This is a genomic window from Pseudoalteromonas sp. CuT4-3 (genome assembly GCF_035666335.1).
Taxonomy (GTDB): Bacteria; Pseudomonadota; Gammaproteobacteria; order Enterobacterales; family Alteromonadaceae; genus Pseudoalteromonas; species Pseudoalteromonas atlantica.
Genome location: NZ_CP142030.1, coordinates 680288 through 696541, shown reverse-complemented (window position 1 = coordinate 696541; position 16254 = coordinate 680288). Strand labels below are relative to the sequence as shown.

Genomic DNA, 16254 nt, shown 5'->3' with positions numbered 1-16254 from the left:
CCTACACCATCGCTATAATTGCATCGCTCGTTGTCACAGCATCACCTTCAGACACTAAGACCTCAGCCACAGTACCTGAGTGCATTGCACGAACCTCGGTTTCCATTTTCATCGCTTCCATAATAACAACCACATCGCCTTCGTTTACGGCTTGGCCTGCTTTTACTTTTACTTTAAAAATATTACCTGCCAGTGGCGCATTCAGTGTTTCACCTGATGCAACCGATGCTGATTGTGGTAAGTGCTCTGAATCTTTTAGCGTTACCTCTTTAAGCTCGCCACCTTGCGCAACCACTACATCGTAAACTTTACCGTCAACTTTAACGCTGTATTGCTCAGCGCTAACACCTTTGTTACTTGCAGGTTTTGCTGCAGGCTTAGTGTTTGCATCATCAGCACTTGGCACTGCTTCAAAGGCATCTGGGTTGTTGCGATTTTTAATAAATTTAAGGCCAACCTGTGGGAATAATGCATAGGTAAGCACGTCATCTATTTGCTCATCAGCAAGTGTTAAACCTTGTTCTTGCGCTTCTTTTTGCAGCTCAGCTTCAAGCGATGCAAGCTCTGGGGCTATATTATCTGCAGGGCGACACGTAATAACCTCACTGCCATCAAGCACTCGCTCTTGCAGCTCTTTGTTCATAGGTGCAGGTGTTAAACCATACTCGCCTTTTAAAACACCGGCGGTTTCTTTGGTAATTGTTTTATAACGCTCACCCGTAAGCACATTTAGTACTGCTTGTGTGCCTACAATTTGCGATGTAGGAGTAACTAGCGGAATAAAACCTAAATCTTCACGCACGCGTGGGATCTCAAGTAATACTTCATTTAGCTTATCTGCTGCGCCTTGCTCTTTGAGTTGGTTTTCCATGTTGGTTAACATGCCACCAGGTACTTGTGCGAGTAAAATACGGCCATCAACACCTTTAAGGCTCCCCTCAAAGGCAGCGTACTTTTTACGTACATCTCTAAAATAAGCCGCTATTTCTTCTAGCTGGTTTAAATCTAATTCGGTATCGCGGGGCGTACCTTCAACAATCGCTACAATGGTTTCTGTAGCTGAATGACCGTAAGTCATACTCATTGAAGAAATTGCGGTATCAAGCATATCAATGCCTGCATCAATGGCTTTTTGATACGTAGCTGTACTTAAACCTGTGGTTGCATGGCACTGCATAGCAATAGGGATAGAAACGGTTTCTTTTAGCCCTTTAATAAGTTGCTCTGCATCGTATGGTTTTAATAAGCCTGCCATATCTTTAATACAAATAGAGTGACAACCTAAATCCTCTAGCTGTTTTGCAAGGGTTAACCACATATCAAGGGTATGCACAGGGCTTACAGTATAAGAAATAGTGCCTTGTGCGTGTGCTCCTACTTTTACAGCCGCTTTAATTGCCGTTTCTAAGTTACGCACATCGTTCATGGCGTCAAAAATACGAAATACATCTACACCATTTTTGTGGGCACGCTCTACAAACTTTTCTACCACGTCATCGGCATAGTGGCGGTAACCCAATAAATTTTGCCCACGTAATAGCATTTGCTGTTTAGTATTCGGCATTGCTTTTTTAAGGGCACGAATACGCTCCCACGGATCTTCACCTAAATAACGAATACACGAGTCAAACGTAGCGCCGCCCCACGACTCAATAGACCAATAACCGGCATCATCAAGTTTGCTAGCAATAGGTAGCATGTCATCTAAGCGCATACGGGTTGCAAGTAAAGACTGATGAGCATCGCGTAAAACAAGTTCTGTTAATTTTAATTTAGCCATGTGTGCCTCTTATTTATTATTTGATTTGTACTGAGCAATGGCAGCACTAATAGCAGCGATGTGCTCGTTTGGCACACCTTGAGATTTTAAAGATGGTGATTTAACCGGTATTGCAACTTCAGCCTCGTCAAAACGAGCAACCAATTTAGACATGAGTGACACAGCACCAATCAATATTGAAAGAAATACAAACACGCCCACCATGCCCGTCAGCATCAAGCTACCTGCGGTTGTGAGTACAGCTCCTATATCCATTTTTCTCCCCCTGCACTATATAGCGATATAAAAAACCGCTTTATTTAAATAATTATTCACCGAATGATAACAAAACTTTTAACTTTGTCCACCACCTGTCAATTGGTAAAACCAATTAAAATTAAACTAACATACAGTCACAATAGTTAACATAGCTAATACAGGGTTAAATTAGCTTAGATATAGATGATAAAAATAACCGTTATAGGCAAAGGTTATATGGTTAAACCCAAAAAAACTTAAAAACTATAAAAAATAGTAAGTTAAACGGCAGGTAAAAAATCAGCTTGGGCTAAAATGTAAATTGGTCTTACCAGGACTAGTAAAGAAGCGCGCAAAAAATATTTATTTTTTCACTCTCTTTACAATAGTGTGAATAAGTTACATCGTTAAACGTAAAACTTACCAATCCTAAATTTACAACTCTCGCTCAAAAAACATAACATATTGAAAATTAATAAAATTAAACTCTGGCACGCAACTGGCATTATTACTTTCGAACGAATTTGATAACCAAGGAGAAAACAATGTTACGCTGGACAATTACATTTTTAGTTATTGCTTTAATCGCTGCAGTGTTAGGTTTTGGTGGTATCGCAGGTGCCGCAGCTGGTATAGCAAAAATTATATTCTTTATCTTTTTAGTACTTTTAGTGATTTCTTTAGTTTCAGGTGCGCTGCGCGGTAAATCGCCCAGGTAGCTACTAACATACTTAAAACACTAAACAATCAACATATACAAGGAATTACATTATGAACTCAACAACTTTAAAAGCAGCACTAATCGCCGTATTTGCAGGTTTCTTTATGATGGGTTGTGAAGACAACCACGCAGAAGAAGCAGGTGAGCGTATTGATGAAGCAGTAACTGACGTGCAAAACTCTGTTGAAGATGCATGTGAAAATGTAAAAGAAGGCGTTAACGCAGAAGAAACTAACTGTTAATCTGTTTGGTAACGTAAAAAACGGCTTTTAATAAGCCGTTTTTTTGTGCGCTAATAAAAAGCGGCTTCTAACTCTTATAATGCATAGCCTACATTAACGGGTGTGATTTTTACGCTAGCTTGTTAAAATAGCGAAAACTATTACTTATTAGCAATTATGGCACTGACCACCACTTACACACTCGATAAACCCTACTACTACGAATGCTTTGACGAGTCCCACTCTTATAGTAAAGCAGCCAAGCCAAAGTATTTTTTGCTGGCATTACTGGTGTGCTTAGGTTTAATTAGTATTTACGCTATGGACGATCATTACCTAGGTACATTTTTAATAATGCTAGGTGTATTAGAATGCGTTGCCTTTTATTACCGCAGGCCTTGGTGGGTTACGCGCCAAATGTTTAGTCGTGCTTCGGGCTCAACGGTTACTCTTTCGTTTACCGATGACGCTATTAGCACCGAAAACCACTATAAAAGCCATACATTTAAGTGGGCAGAAATAACCCATATTATTAAAACCAACCACGGCTACTTAGTGCACCATAATAAAGGTATGCAATATATTTCTAGCAGTGTATTAACCGATGAAATGCGCGATTTTATAAACAAAAAAGCCACTCAGTGAGTGGCTTTTGGTATAGCTAAGTGCATTACTCAGCTAAGTATACGTGTTGATTAAGCATTGCCCGGATTAGGGTTAGACTTTTCAGCTTGTATACGCATGTAAATCTCTTCACGATGCACTGAAACGTCTTTAGGTGCGTTAACACCAATTCGAACTTGATTTCCTTTAACACCTAATACAGTAACAGTTACTTCGTCACCAATCATTAGGGTTTCACCTACTCTACGAGTTAGTATTAGCATTCTCTTGCTCCCATGTTCCAATAAATTATAAGATTCCGCTTGACCATTTTAATGAAAAATTGATTGAAAAGTAAGTAAAAACTCCCAAACTATCCATTTTCTGTTAAAAATTCTGAGTGTAACGCTCTTACTGCTAGTTCTAAATACTTCTCGTCAATTAAAACCGATACCTTGATTTCAGACGTCGATACTAAAACTATGTGTATGCCTTCTTGCGCCAATGCATCAAAAAATTGATGCGCTACACTACTGTGAGACTTCATTCCTATGCCAACAGCCGACACTTTTGCAACTGTTGTATCACTAGAAATGCTATCAGCCTGCAGATTTACCTGTTGTTGAGTTAGTAAATCGTGTGCTTGCAAATAGTCATTTGAATGCACAGTAAAAGCATAGTCTATTTTTTCAAAGTTATGATTAACTTGACTAATCATATCTATTTCGATGCCATTTTCTGCAAAAAGTTTCAAAATTTTTGTAAGAGAATGAACACAGTATGGTACGCCATGTACCTTTATCAAGCATTCGTCACGATTAAACGCAATCCCCGACACAACCTTAGTTGGCATATCGCTCTCCTCAAAACTTATTAGCGTTCCTTCATCGGGCTCAAAACTCGAAAGCACCCTTAGCGGCATTTTATGATTACCAGCAGACTCAACAGCACGAATATGCAATACTTTTGCGCCTAAGCTTGCCAGCTCTAGCATTTCCGCAAACGTTATATGGCGCATTCGCTGCGCGTTTGGTTCTACACGAGGATCAGTAGTGTATACGCCATCAACGTCGGTATAGATCTGACATTCATCGGCTTTTATTGCCGCGGCTATTTCTACCGCAGAGGTATCGGTGCCGCCGCGTCCAAGGGTTGTAATATTGCCCTCTACATCGCGCCCCTGAAAACCGGCAATAATCGCAACCCGATTATGCTCAAGCTCATGCTTTAAACGCGTCGCAGCAACCTCTTCAATACGGGCTTTACCAAACATGTTATCGGTTTGAATATTAACCTGATCGGCTAGTAGGCTTACAGCCGAATGGCCACGTTTTATAATAGCCATAGCAAGGAGCGAAACAGAAACCTGTTCTCCAGTGCTAATAAGTACGTCTAATTCTCGGCTACTCGGGCGAGTATCTATTTGCTTGGCGAGGTTAATTAAGCGGTTGGTTTCTCCCGACATGGCCGAAAGAACCACAACCACTTGATGACCTTGCTGCTTAGTTTTAACAACAAGGTCGGCGACCGCTTCTATTCGCTCAATAGAGCCAACCGAAGTGCCGCCAAACTTTTGGACAATAAGTGCCACGTAAGCTTAAACTTTCTCACTTACCCAGGCAGTCACGCTTTCAAGCGCGGCGTTTAGGTTTTCAGGCTGTGAACCACCCGCTTGTGCCATATCAGGACGACCGCCCCCTTTGCCGCCTACTTGGCCTGCCATGTGGTTTACAAGCTCACCGGCTTTAACTTTACCGGTTAAATCTTTCGTTACACCGGCAATTAGGCTTACTTTTTCGCCGCTGGCAACACCCAGTGCAATAACACCTGAGCCAATCTTGTTTTTAAGATCGTCAACCATACCTCGAAGCGCTTTAGATTCAGTTCCTTCAACGTTTGCCACTAATAGCTTAACGCCATTAATTTCAACAATCGAATCAAGTAAAGACGCGCCCGCTGCACTGGCTAGTTTATCGTTAAGCTGTGCAATTTGCTTTTCAAGGCCTTTAGACTTTTCAAGAAGCGCAGTTACTTTTTCAAGTACCGATGCGCTATCACCTTTTACCAGCGCCGCTACATCGTTTAGCTGTTTTTCTTGCTCGCTTACATACGCCACTGCATCTGCGCCTGTTACTGCTTCAATACGGCGTACGCCTGCAGCAATACCGCTTTCAGATACAATTTTAAATAAGCCAATATCACCCGCGCGCTCTACGTGCGTACCGCCACACAGTTCAATTGAGTAATCGCCAATGGTTACTACGCGTACTTCATCGTCGTACTTTTCGCCAAACAGCGCCATTGCCCCTTTTGCTTTAGCGTCATCAATCGCCATAAGCTCAGTGTTTAGGGCAAAGTTACGACGAATTTCATCGTTAACTACACGCTCAATTTCACGTAGCTCGTCTTTAGTAACCGCTTCAAAGTGTGAGAAGTCAAAACGTAAACGTTCAGGCTCAACCAGCGAGCCTTTTTGGCTTACGTGTTCACCTAATAATTGGCGCAGAGCTTCGTGTAAAATATGCGTAGCTGTGTGATTTTTCTTAATACGTTCACGGCGTTCATCATCAATAGTTGCATCTACTTTATCATTAACCGCAATGCGCCCTTGTACGCTACCGTGGTGTGCAAACGCATTACCCAGTTTAGTAGTGTTAGTCACTGTAAACTCGCCACCTGCAACAGTAATGGTACCGGTATCGCCTGTTTGGCCACCAGATTCTGCATAAAATGGCGTATGGTTAAGTACAACAATGCCTTGTTGGCCGTCTTCTAAAATAGAAACCGACTCACCATTTGCAAACACTTCTACTACTGTAGCGCTGTAATGTGTGCTGTCGTAGCCTTTAAACTCAGTGTGTTTTTCTGACTTTAATTGCTCGTTGTAATCGGCACCAAATTTACCAGCTTGCTGCGCTGTTTTACGCTGTACCGCCATGCACTCTTCAAAGCCTGCATGGTCTATTGTCATTTGGCGCTCACGGGCTACATCGGCCGTTAAATCAGCAGGGAAACCATAGGTGTCGTATAATTTAAATACTAAGTCACCAGGAATAACATCGCCTTTAAGCTCGCTTAGGCTTTCTTCTAAAATAGCTAAGCCACGCTCAAGGGTTTTACCAAATTGTTCTTCTTCAATGCGCAGTACTTTTTCGATAATTTCTTGCTGCTTTGCAAGCTCTGGGTAGGCTTGGCCCATTTGTTCAATAAGCGCTGCAACCAGTTTATAGAAAAACGCACCTTGTGCACCAAGCTTGTTACCATGGCGCACTGCACGACGAATAATACGACGCAATACATAACCACGGCCTTCGTTTGATGGCATAACACCATCAGAAATTAAAAACGCACACGAACGAATATGATCCGCAACAACGCGTAGCGATTTATCGTTTAAATCTTGTGCGTTAGTTACACTTGCCGCAGCTGCAATTAAGCCTTGGAACAAGTCGATTTCGTAGTTTGAATGCACGCCTTGTAAAATAGCAGCAATACGCTCAAGGCCCATACCTGTATCAACAGATTGTTTAGGCAGCGGCTCCATAGTACCGTCGCTTTGACGGTTGTACTGCATAAATACAAGGTTCCAAATTTCGATAAAGCGGTCGCCATCTTCTTCAGGCGAGCCCGGAGGACCACCCCAAATGTGCTCACCGTGATCGTAAAATATTTCAGAACACGGACCACATGGGCCAGTATCGCCCATTGACCAAAAGTTATCTGAGGTAGCAATACGAATAATACGATCTTCGCTTAGGCCAATATCATTGTGCCAAAAGCCAAATGCATCTTCATCGTCGTGGTAAATAGTAACAAGTAGTTTTTCTTGTGGTAATTTAACAACCTCAGTTAAAAACTCCCACGCAAACTTAATTGCGTCTTGTTTAAAGTAATCGCCAAAACTAAAGTTACCTAGCATTTCAAAAAATGTATGGTGACGCGCTGTGTAACCTACGTTTTCTAAATCGTTATGTTTACCACCAGCACGCACACAACGCTGTGCACTTGTAGCACGCGTGTAAGGGCGAGTTTCGGCGCCTAAAAACACATCCTTAAAAGGAACCATACCGGCATTGTTAAATAACAACGTGGCATCGTTACCCGGAATAAGTGAAGCCGATTGGACAATTTGGTGCTGTTTGCTGGCAAAAAAGTCTAAAAACTGTTGCCTAAGTTGTGCCGTAGTCATGTGCTGCATGTGAAAATCTCACCTGTATTTACTGTGCTTGCATTGCAAAATCAATTTGTTCGTAGCTAAATCCTCGGTACATTAAGTAGCGCACGCGCTTAGCTTTATCTTTGTACTCGAGGTTGGCCGGTGTAGTTGAATACTTTTTGTTGTACGCTTCCTGCGCAAGCTCAAACCAGTCTATTTCAAGCTCTTCAACCACTCTTTCAAGTAGTGAACGGTCAATCCCTTTGCCTATGGCTTCGCTTTGAATGCGCTTTAAGCCATGGCCTTTAAAAATGTGTTTTCTGACAAACCCTTCGCAATAGCGTTGCTCGTTAATAAAATTGTGCTCTTCGCACCAATTAAGCAGGGTTTCTATAAACTCGTCGCTGGCTTCTTTTTGCTGAAGCTTAAAGGTTAACTCGCGGCGCGAATATTCTTGGCGCCCAAGTAACCACAGTACATAGTTTTTAAGCTTTTGTTTTAACTTATCATCCATTAAGCGTCAAAGCGCCCGCTTTGTTCACTGCTAAGTGGTTTAACATTACTATCGTCACTTGGCGGTACAACTGGCATAAAAATAGCCTGATAAGATACAAAGAAACTAATGTAGCAAATTGGCATTAAAATCAACAGCGGTAAGAACGATAAGAACATAGAAAGCGCCATAAATAACACACAAATAATGCCAAAAACACTCAATGCGAACAGGTTATGATAAAAAACCAATAGCGAATTTTTAAGCGCCGTTAAAATGCGTTTTTCTTTACTAAAATAAATAAGCGGTACCGCGTAAGCAAACGCCATTAAATACACCGCCATTGCCACTAAAAATAGCACCACACTGGCGCCCGAAATACTATTTAAGGTTTGCTCAAGCGCAATGTTAGGATCAAGCCCCTCTTGGCTCATAATAGCTACTGCATCGGCAAATAGGCCATTAGCTAACAAGGCCATTAAAATACCCGCCCCCATTTGGTAAAGCGCTAAACGTAGCAGCCCTAAACGGTTACCTTTTGCGCTAAAGGGTTTGAGTATGTCGGCCAGCATAATTTTACCGCCTTGCTGCTTGCTAAGTACCGCTTGGTAAAAACCGGCGGTTAAAAAAGGCGTGGCAAGTGCCGCAACAACTTGCAGCAAAGGTAAAAATAACGACAGTATGCCCACTATGCCTATTAATAAGTGCATAACTACAAAGGTAAATGGCTGGGTTTTAAAAATATGCCAACCGGCTTTAAACCACTTTAGCCCGGCATCGGCTTTAAAAATTCGTAATTCGTTAGACATACAGGCTCTTAAATTAAACAAAACACGCCAAGTATAACTTGGCGTGAGGGGGGATTAACAGACACTACATGATTAAATAGTTAAGGTTTTTTAATTTTTTTAATATCTAACATATGTGCGCCGTGTTTTATTTTGGTTTCTAGGTAAGCTTTGTTACCTGTAAGGCCTGCTTTAATATGCGCATGGGTACCAATAACGGTGTCTACTTCAATGCCGGCATCTTTTAATGCATTAAGCTTTTTAGGGTTATTGGTCATTAATTTAACGTGGCTTAAATTAAGTGCGTTGAGCATTAATACCGCGTCCGAAAAATCACGTAAGTCGTCAGCAAAGCCTAAGTGGTTATTAGCCTCGTAAGTGTTCATACCTTGAGATTGCAGCACGTAAGCATCAATTTTATTATATAAACCAATACCTCGGCCCTCTTGGCGTAAATACAATAACACCCCGCCTTGGTCGTGCATCATTTCAATACACTCATTTAACTGCTCGCCACAATCGCAGCGCGATGAATGAAACACATCACCGGTTAAACACTCAGAGTGCATGCGAATAAGCGGCACATTTTGATTTACATCAGCATTGTTAAATACAAACGCAACGTGTTCTTGGCCGTCTTTTAAGCCACTAAAAGACACTATTTCTGCGGGAATATCACTATTTTTGCCAACATTAAGCTGGGCTCTTGCTCTTACTTGCGCCACGACAAATCCAAATAATTAAATAACTACGACACCATAAGGTGATAATATCACAAATGTTTAAAGTTAGATCGTAGTACACTAGGTTTATGGCAAATATATGGCGATTACACAGCCTATTTTCAATCTTAATATGCAATAAACTCCCACTACCTAGGGCTATTTCCCCAAAACAATGACAAACTTGTACGCATTTGCTATTTTAATTTTATTACTTTTACCACGCTGCTTATACATTAAGTTAATACACCGCACCTATAAAAAGCTAAAACGGTGTTACCTAGTTATCTCAGCAGGCACTTTTAGCACAGTTTAATGACGAAAATTAGTTACAGCTTAGTGCACATGGGTATTAGGTAATTAGTTAGTTTTATAAGTAAACGCCCACACAAAGAGTAATGAAAACCATTATCACTTGTGGTATTTTGTTTCTAGATTGAACACTAATAGGGATTATTATGAAAGCACAACACCTCGCCTTAGTTATCGGATTAACCTTTACGGCTTTTGCAAGCCAGGCCAATGCAAGCCAAGTAAGCGATGATAAAGCCGCCTTTTCTGATGCATACCAAAGTTATTTAACGGCTGTTAAAAAAGACGAAAACATAGAGCAAGCAGCTAAACATGCCTATTTTACAGGCCTTGCGCTTTATGGTGATAAAAGTGATAACACCGCAAGCCTTGCTATTAATTACGCCAAAGCAATTACAGCGCCGCGCTCTACCAACGACAAAAAAAATGTATCAGAGCAACGCTTCGAACTTTACTCGCAAGCCTATACAATACTGGCAAATAACCACGGTAAAAATGCAATAGAAACAATCGATGCCCTAATAGGCAAGGCTGAAAACACCCGCTCGGCCTATCAAGCCGATAACGATTACGAGCGTGTAATTGAGATTGCTAAAACACAAAACAACCCTAAATTCGTTGCCGACATGCAGTTTGAAGCAGCCTCGCTGTTAGCCAAAAAATTTGCTCATAAAAAATACCATAAAGCTAAAACACTGCTTAACCAAGCCGATGACTACTACCGTAATAACCTAGACGACAACACCGTAGAGCGCATTAAAGCCGACTTTTTAATGGCGTCGTTTGCTCAAGGTAAGAAAAAATACAATGAAGCCATTGAACGACTAAACCATGTTGTATCGGTATTTGATAACAACTTAAGCTTTGATCACAGCGCTGAGCTTACTGCGCACTCAAAGCTTGTTAACCTTTATGAAAAAACAGGCCAAAGCGAACAAGCCACTAAGCATTGTTTAGCAATTGCTAAAATGGTGCCGTGGAAAAAAACACAAGAGCAAACACCTATATACCGCAAAAACCCTGAGTACCCACCAAACAAAGCGCGCCAAATGCGAGACGGTATTGTCGTTGTTGAATTTGACGTAGATACCGCAGGCTTTGTTAAAAACCCAGAGGTAGTTAGCTCACAAGGGGGGAAAGAGTTTGAAAGGTCGGCACTTACAGCACTTAAAAAGTGGCGTTATGCACCAAAATTTGAAGACGGCCAACCCGTTGTTGCAAGCACTCAAGTACAGCTCGACTTTAAAATAGCCAGATAACACGCAAGATATTATAGCGTCTTTTTGTTCAGGTAGTTTTACTCAAAGCTTTGCGAGTATTTTATCGCTTGCGGCTTCAATTAAATCGAGCACATTTTCAAAGCCATCATCGCCGCCGTAGTATGGGTCGGGTATGGCGCTTTGGCTTTGCTCGCCGTATTCTAAAAACAATGCCAGCTTGTAATGTAAATGGGTGGGGCATTGCGCTTTTAAGTCAGCTAAGTTTTGTGTGTCGGCCGCTAAAATTAAATCAAACTCAGTAAAATCGCTGCTGCGCACTGGGCGCGAAAATATACCTTTAAAGCTATAACCGCGTTTTTCGCCTGCAGCCATTGAGCGGCTATCTGGCGTTTTACCTTCGTGGTAGCCAAAAGTCCCTGCCGAGTCTACCTTAACCTCAACACCTAATTTTTTAGCGCGCGCTTTTAACACCGCCTCTGCTGTGGGCGAGCGGCAAATATTACCTAAACACACTATCAGTACTTTTTTCATTAAGGCTCCTTTAGCTAATTTAACCACCTAGGCTTTAAAACTGTTTTAATATAGCCTCGTTATAGTCATCGGCATTTAAAGTCAGGTTATACTTGGCCGCCACACTATCAAGCTCCGCTTGTTTTATAGCTAACTCGTCCATAGTAATGGTGTTATCGTCAAGCTGCCATAAAAGCCGTGAGCCCGCATAACTATAATGAATCGCTAATAATGCATCGGCATTACCCTCGCGCCCTGCCGCTTTTAGCTTTGGCATTTTGCGGGTTATTTTATTAAGCGCTTGTTTAAGCTCCCACACATATACCACCTCGGTCATAAAACTATGGGTACGGTATTTATTTAACAGCCAGCCAATGGCCAAACTTGTTATAACAACACCGGTTAAATTCCAATGAAAATGGCTCCCGCTTTCATCAGGAAACAACGCAATTAACGTTTGCGATATAGCTAAGCTGCCAACAGCTAAACCCGCCGCACACCCAGCAATTACCCTATTTAAATGTTTGCGGTAACGAGCTTTATCTATTTGTATGAGTTGCATAACAGCCTAAAAAATTAATAAGTAAAAATATAGCGAACGCTATTGTAACTAAACCCCGCAATTTTTATAAAATTATTTAACCCCTTTTTGATTTGCCCCCCGTTATAGCTTTTAAACAACCCAATAAGTTTACTCGGAGCGGCTTATGCACACACTTGAAGTACCCAATAATTCAGCATTTATTAAAACATCAACCGCCGTTATTGGCGGCGCAGTAATGACCTTTGCCGCCTTTGCATTTATGCAATACTTAATTAGTGGCGAGCAGCGCGCACCTATAAAACTCGGCGAGGATATTATTGTAGAGATTTTTCAGGCACCAGAGGATTCACAAGTAAGGCATATACAAAAAATACAGCCACCACCGCCTGTGCCAAAAACGCCGCCTAAAGCGCCACCAATCGATACCTCAAACGACCCTGTAATAGCGATTAACGAATTAACACCAATCACTATTGATGATTTTGGAGATGATATAAATAGCACGATTAACCGCCCAACAGGCGATGCAACCCCCATAGTGCGCATAAATCCAAAATACCCAACATCTGCTGCGCGCAATGGCATAGAAGGCTGGGTACAACTCAGCTTTAGTATTTCGCCCACCGGCGAAGTAATAAACCCAGTGGTAATAAACGCCGAGCCCAAACGCACCTTTGACCGCGAAGCAATAAGAGCCATAAAACGCTGGAAATATCGCCCCAAAGTAATAGAAGGTGTGGCACAATTACAAACAGATCAAACCGTACAGCTCGATTTTAAATTAGATAACTCTATTTAACGGACTAAACGCCTATGCTACTCAGTATTAAGTCATGGTTATTTGAAACGCCAAGCAAGGATTGCATGGCAAGTTACGCAAAAAGTGGCGACAACCGCCACTTAGAGCAGCTTATTTCCCTATACAGTAACGATTTATATCACTACCTAGTGACGCAATCTAATACGCATTTAGCATACGACGTAAGCCAACAAACCTGGCTAAAAGTAATCGAAAAACGCCACCTTTACCAAGCGCAAACCACGCCAAAAGCGTGGTTATTTAAACTCGCGCGCAACACATTAGTAGACGAATACCGCAAACAACAGCGCTTTGTAGAGCTTGACGAAAACACCCACCTACCCGCGCAGCAAAATGAGCAAGGTAATAACAACAGTATTAGCAATATAAATTACCAAGCGTTCGATAGCGCACTCAAGCAACTGAGCTTTGTACAGCGCGAAGCCATTACCTTACAACAAGAAGGCTTTAGCCTCGCCGACATAGAGCTTATAACGCAAAGCAACCATGAGAGCGTAAAAACAAGGCTGCGCTATGCCAAGCAAAACCTTAAACGTTTATTAGGAGCAAACAATGAACAAGCCTGATGAGCAGTTTGATCAAAAGCTCACTCAACACTACAAAGAGCGAAAAGCACGCACTACACTCAGCGCTTCCCAGCAAAAAGCGTTACTTAATAATGCCAGCCATAAAAAGCCCTCAAGGCTTAGTTTTACGCTACAGTTAACCAGCCTTGCCTGCGCACTGGGCGTATTCGCCTTTATTGTGTTTGATAGTAACGAGGGCATTAACCACGCACCTAAAACCGTACTTAATACCATCGATATTCACAACTACTCAATTATTAAAACCCACGAAATAACCCCATCGGGCAGTTACACAAGCGCCATTACCGAGCAAAAACACGCACTCGATACTCAACACGCTAATAGCTTGCGCTTACACCAACAACGCCACATAGAATACGGCACGCTCGTAAAGGTTGATAACGACTGGTACATAGCCAGCTGTAATGACGAGGTACTGGTGCAAATTAAGCAGTCACTGCTCAGTGATTTAAAGGGAAGGCACGCAGTGGAAAGTAATATAAATACCGGTGATATGCTGGCTATGGCACATAACGGCAAAGGGCAGATTATTGCACTTAAACATGCGGGTGCTGGAGTTAGGCAGTGTGGGGTTTAGGTGGTTTGTCTCAGTTAAGGTTGGTGGTAATTTAGATAAATATTACCACCGAGAACACAGAGGCGCTTCGCGCTGCACAGAGGTAGTTAACTATCGCCCATGTAGTCTAGTGGTGAGGAAAGCTCTATAAAATCACGATATTGCTCTTTAGATATTTTGTTGTATTCATCTTTGTTATAGATATAGTTAAGCCATAATAAAGTAACTTCTGGAGAAGTTTCTATTTTATGCTGTGCTAGGTTCTTTTCTGCGTTTTGCAACTCAGTTAAACCGTCATCGCTATCAAAAATCAAAACATCATAAGGATTTGATTCTGAGATAAAAATACTGCAAAAAATATTCTCAATAAATTTAGATAGTGAAATAGGATAATTTCCCTCAAAGTACTTATTATCTTTTGGAACGAAACGGCCGTTATGGAATTGAGAGGTGTATGACTGTGGATCAATAAAATAGATTATCTCGGCTAATAAATACTCTTCTGATATATCCCCTTGTAAGAAGTCAGCTAGGCTAATATCTATGATCTTATTTTCATCACCTCGTTCTGTTCTTTTGAACCTACCATTTATTATCTCCTCATAAAGTGGGTGGTTTTTTTCATGGATACAAAACAAAATAGCGAGCACAAGAACATCTACTTTTTTGCCACTTGGTAAATTAATAATAATGGCAGTAATACGTTCAGTAATTTGAATAGCTGTTCTTGCTGACACCTGAAAGGCATCTAATACAACTGAGATATTAGCTAAAGTGGTTTCGGACGTTTTGGTACGAGGGAGTAGCTCAATATTTTTACTTTCTAAATACGCAGTTTCAAATTTAGTTGTATCACTATGTACTGATAAAAAATCCTTCAAAGCAGGACGCTTTAAACTGTAACGACTATTAAAAAAACGGCCTAAATAAACCTTAGCGTCAAACCCTTCACCGTATATTGATTTTATTGTATGTTGAAGCTGATCGGTATCCGTAGCCACAACAAATACGATACCTTTTACATTAAAAATATGTTTAATCGCCTCTAGCATTTCTACTGCATAACTTGGGCGACAACGGTCTAATTCATCAATAAAAATAAATATAGGTAACGACTTATCTTCCTGCTCTTCAAACTTATTTACCCAATCAGCTAACTTAGATTTTATTACTTCAATACTTTTGTTTTTAGCTTCATGATCTTTAATTAAGTTTTGTGCAAGCGCCTTTACAGCAGGCGAAAAGTCGCTGCCCGTCGGCTTATTAGAGTTTTGATTTTGGTCATTTTCAGTTTCATCATCAGAAAATAGTAATGTGTGTAACTCATCTAAATCGATGCCTGATATTTTTTTAGTTAGGCCTTGTGCGATAGCAGGTGCAACGGCCTTAAACATAGAAACTGCACTTTTAGGTATGGTTATATTAAACTTAGCCTGACGTTGAAGCTGCTTGATGATACCTGCAATTACAGTTAAAAATGGGTCGTCTGAATAGTCTTGCTGCCATGCATCAATATATACAACAGGAAAATCTACTATTAATTCTCGTGACCAACGCTTAAGAAAATAGGTTTTACCTGCCCCCCATTCAGCATTAAGATTTAATACATAGTTTTTCTTTTGCTCATCATCAGGCCTACTTTCGTCATAACCTTCTTGAGCCAATAGCCTTGATAAGAAAGTGGCGTAGCGAGCTCTATCTAATTTATCTGCAGGAAAATATTCCTCTAATGGTGGCTTAGTTGCTTCACTCCAATTAAATTCTTTCATTTAATTCCTTTTAAGTAGTCTTTTTTCATAGTGCGATATAAAACGATCGCCGCTGAGTTCTCCGAGCTAACGCCCAACGCGCCAGCAAGCTTTACGCCTACAACAAACACTACATATAACTAACTTTAGTGTGCTCATTACATTGGTGATACGTTGGGTTTCGTGTCACTCAACCCAACCTACGTCGCTAATATCTTGTAAATTATCGGTAATGG

General features: G+C 41.2%; 18 protein-coding genes. 7 read left to right on the top strand and 11 right to left on the bottom strand.

What is annotated here, in order from left to right; genetic code table 11:
* Position 1: 1 nt before the first annotated feature.
* Complete coding sequence (oadA, locus tag VOI46_RS03080; protein WP_004587519.1) at positions 2–1780, bottom strand: sodium-extruding oxaloacetate decarboxylase subunit alpha; 1779 nt, start codon at positions 1778–1780, stop codon at positions 2–4.
* A gap of 9 nt (positions 1781–1789) precedes the next feature.
* Positions 1790–2035: an OadG family transporter subunit gene (locus VOI46_RS03075; protein ID WP_004587518.1), complete on the bottom strand. Its 246-nt coding sequence runs from the start codon at positions 2033–2035 to the stop codon at positions 1790–1792.
* Positions 2036–2562: 527 nt separating this feature from the next.
* On the opposite strand from VOI46_RS03075, the gene VOI46_RS03070 reads away from it, so the two are divergent.
* From VOI46_RS03070 to VOI46_RS03060, 3 genes are all read left to right on the top strand, one after another.
* Entirely contained in the window at positions 2563–2736 is a 174-nt protein-coding gene (locus VOI46_RS03070) for a DUF1328 family protein (protein ID WP_002961939.1), read from the top strand.
* A gap of 52 nt (positions 2737–2788) precedes the next feature.
* Entirely contained in the window at positions 2789–2980 is a 192-nt protein-coding gene (locus VOI46_RS03065; RefSeq protein WP_004587517.1) for a hypothetical protein, read from the top strand.
* Between the two features lie 156 nt (positions 2981–3136).
* Positions 3137–3604 (top strand): YcxB family protein, encoded by a 468-nt coding sequence (locus tag VOI46_RS03060; RefSeq protein WP_004587516.1) that lies wholly within the window; start codon positions 3137–3139, stop codon positions 3602–3604.
* A gap of 50 nt (positions 3605–3654) precedes the next feature.
* Here VOI46_RS03060 and csrA read toward each other — a convergent pair whose 3' ends face one another.
* From csrA to ribA, 6 genes are all read right to left on the bottom strand, one after another.
* Positions 3655–3846 carry a carbon storage regulator CsrA gene (gene csrA, locus VOI46_RS03055; protein WP_004587515.1) on the bottom strand — a complete coding sequence of 64 codons (192 nt, stop codon included), beginning with the start codon at positions 3844–3846 and terminating at the stop codon, positions 3655–3657.
* Positions 3847–3935: 89 nt separating this feature from the next.
* Positions 3936–5153, bottom strand: a complete 1218-nt coding sequence (locus tag VOI46_RS03050; protein WP_004587514.1) for an aspartate kinase — start codon at positions 5151–5153, stop codon at positions 3936–3938.
* A gap of 6 nt (positions 5154–5159) precedes the next feature.
* A complete protein-coding gene (gene alaS, locus VOI46_RS03045) occupies positions 5160–7760 on the bottom strand; it encodes an alanine--tRNA ligase (protein WP_039972229.1) in 2601 nt (866 codons plus the stop codon).
* 19 nt (positions 7761–7779) lie between these two features.
* Complete coding sequence (locus VOI46_RS03040) at positions 7780–8232, bottom strand: regulatory protein RecX (RefSeq protein WP_004587512.1); 453 nt, start codon at positions 8230–8232, stop codon at positions 7780–7782.
* A complete protein-coding gene (locus VOI46_RS03035) occupies positions 8232–9020 on the bottom strand; it encodes a BPSS1780 family membrane protein (protein ID WP_004587511.1) in 789 nt (262 codons plus the stop codon). The genes VOI46_RS03040 and VOI46_RS03035 overlap by 1 nt, the downstream gene beginning before the upstream one ends.
* 80 nt (positions 9021–9100) lie before the next feature.
* Positions 9101–9724: a GTP cyclohydrolase II gene (gene ribA, locus VOI46_RS03030; RefSeq protein WP_004587510.1), complete on the bottom strand. Its 624-nt coding sequence runs from the start codon at positions 9722–9724 to the stop codon at positions 9101–9103.
* A gap of 455 nt (positions 9725–10179) precedes the next feature.
* Here ribA and VOI46_RS03025 point away from each other — a divergent pair, with 455 nt between their 5' ends.
* A complete protein-coding gene (locus VOI46_RS03025; protein ID WP_004587509.1) occupies positions 10180–11292 on the top strand; it encodes an energy transducer TonB in 1113 nt (370 codons plus the stop codon).
* 42 nt (positions 11293–11334) lie between these two features.
* Here the strand turns inward: VOI46_RS03025 and VOI46_RS03020 are convergent, their stop codons facing one another.
* Positions 11335–11784 carry a low molecular weight protein-tyrosine-phosphatase gene (locus VOI46_RS03020; protein WP_004587508.1) on the bottom strand — a complete coding sequence of 150 codons (450 nt, stop codon included), beginning with the start codon at positions 11782–11784 and terminating at the stop codon, positions 11335–11337.
* A gap of 34 nt (positions 11785–11818) precedes the next feature.
* Positions 11819–12325, bottom strand: coding sequence for a DUF3087 domain-containing protein (locus VOI46_RS03015; RefSeq protein WP_004587507.1), 507 nt, complete (start codon positions 12323–12325; stop codon positions 11819–11821).
* Between the two features lie 145 nt (positions 12326–12470).
* On the opposite strand from VOI46_RS03015, the gene VOI46_RS03010 reads away from it, so the two are divergent.
* The 3 genes from VOI46_RS03010 to VOI46_RS03000 are packed head-to-tail and all read left to right on the top strand — an operon-like array spanning position 12471 to position 14291.
* Positions 12471–13106, top strand: a complete 636-nt coding sequence (locus VOI46_RS03010) for an energy transducer TonB (RefSeq protein WP_004587506.1) — start codon at positions 12471–12473, stop codon at positions 13104–13106.
* Between the two features lie 14 nt (positions 13107–13120).
* Positions 13121–13693: a sigma-70 family RNA polymerase sigma factor gene (locus tag VOI46_RS03005; RefSeq protein WP_083901806.1), complete on the top strand. Its 573-nt coding sequence runs from the start codon at positions 13121–13123 to the stop codon at positions 13691–13693.
* Entirely contained in the window at positions 13680–14291 is a 612-nt protein-coding gene (locus VOI46_RS03000; RefSeq protein WP_004587504.1) for a hypothetical protein, read from the top strand. Before VOI46_RS03005 ends, VOI46_RS03000 begins: the two co-directional genes overlap by 14 nt.
* An 86-nt stretch (positions 14292–14377) precedes the next feature.
* Here the strand turns inward: VOI46_RS03000 and VOI46_RS02995 are convergent, their stop codons facing one another.
* Positions 14378–16039 (bottom strand): P-loop NTPase fold protein, encoded by a 1662-nt coding sequence (locus tag VOI46_RS02995; RefSeq protein ID WP_004587503.1) that lies wholly within the window; start codon positions 16037–16039, stop codon positions 14378–14380.
* Positions 16040–16254: the final 215 nt, after the last annotated feature.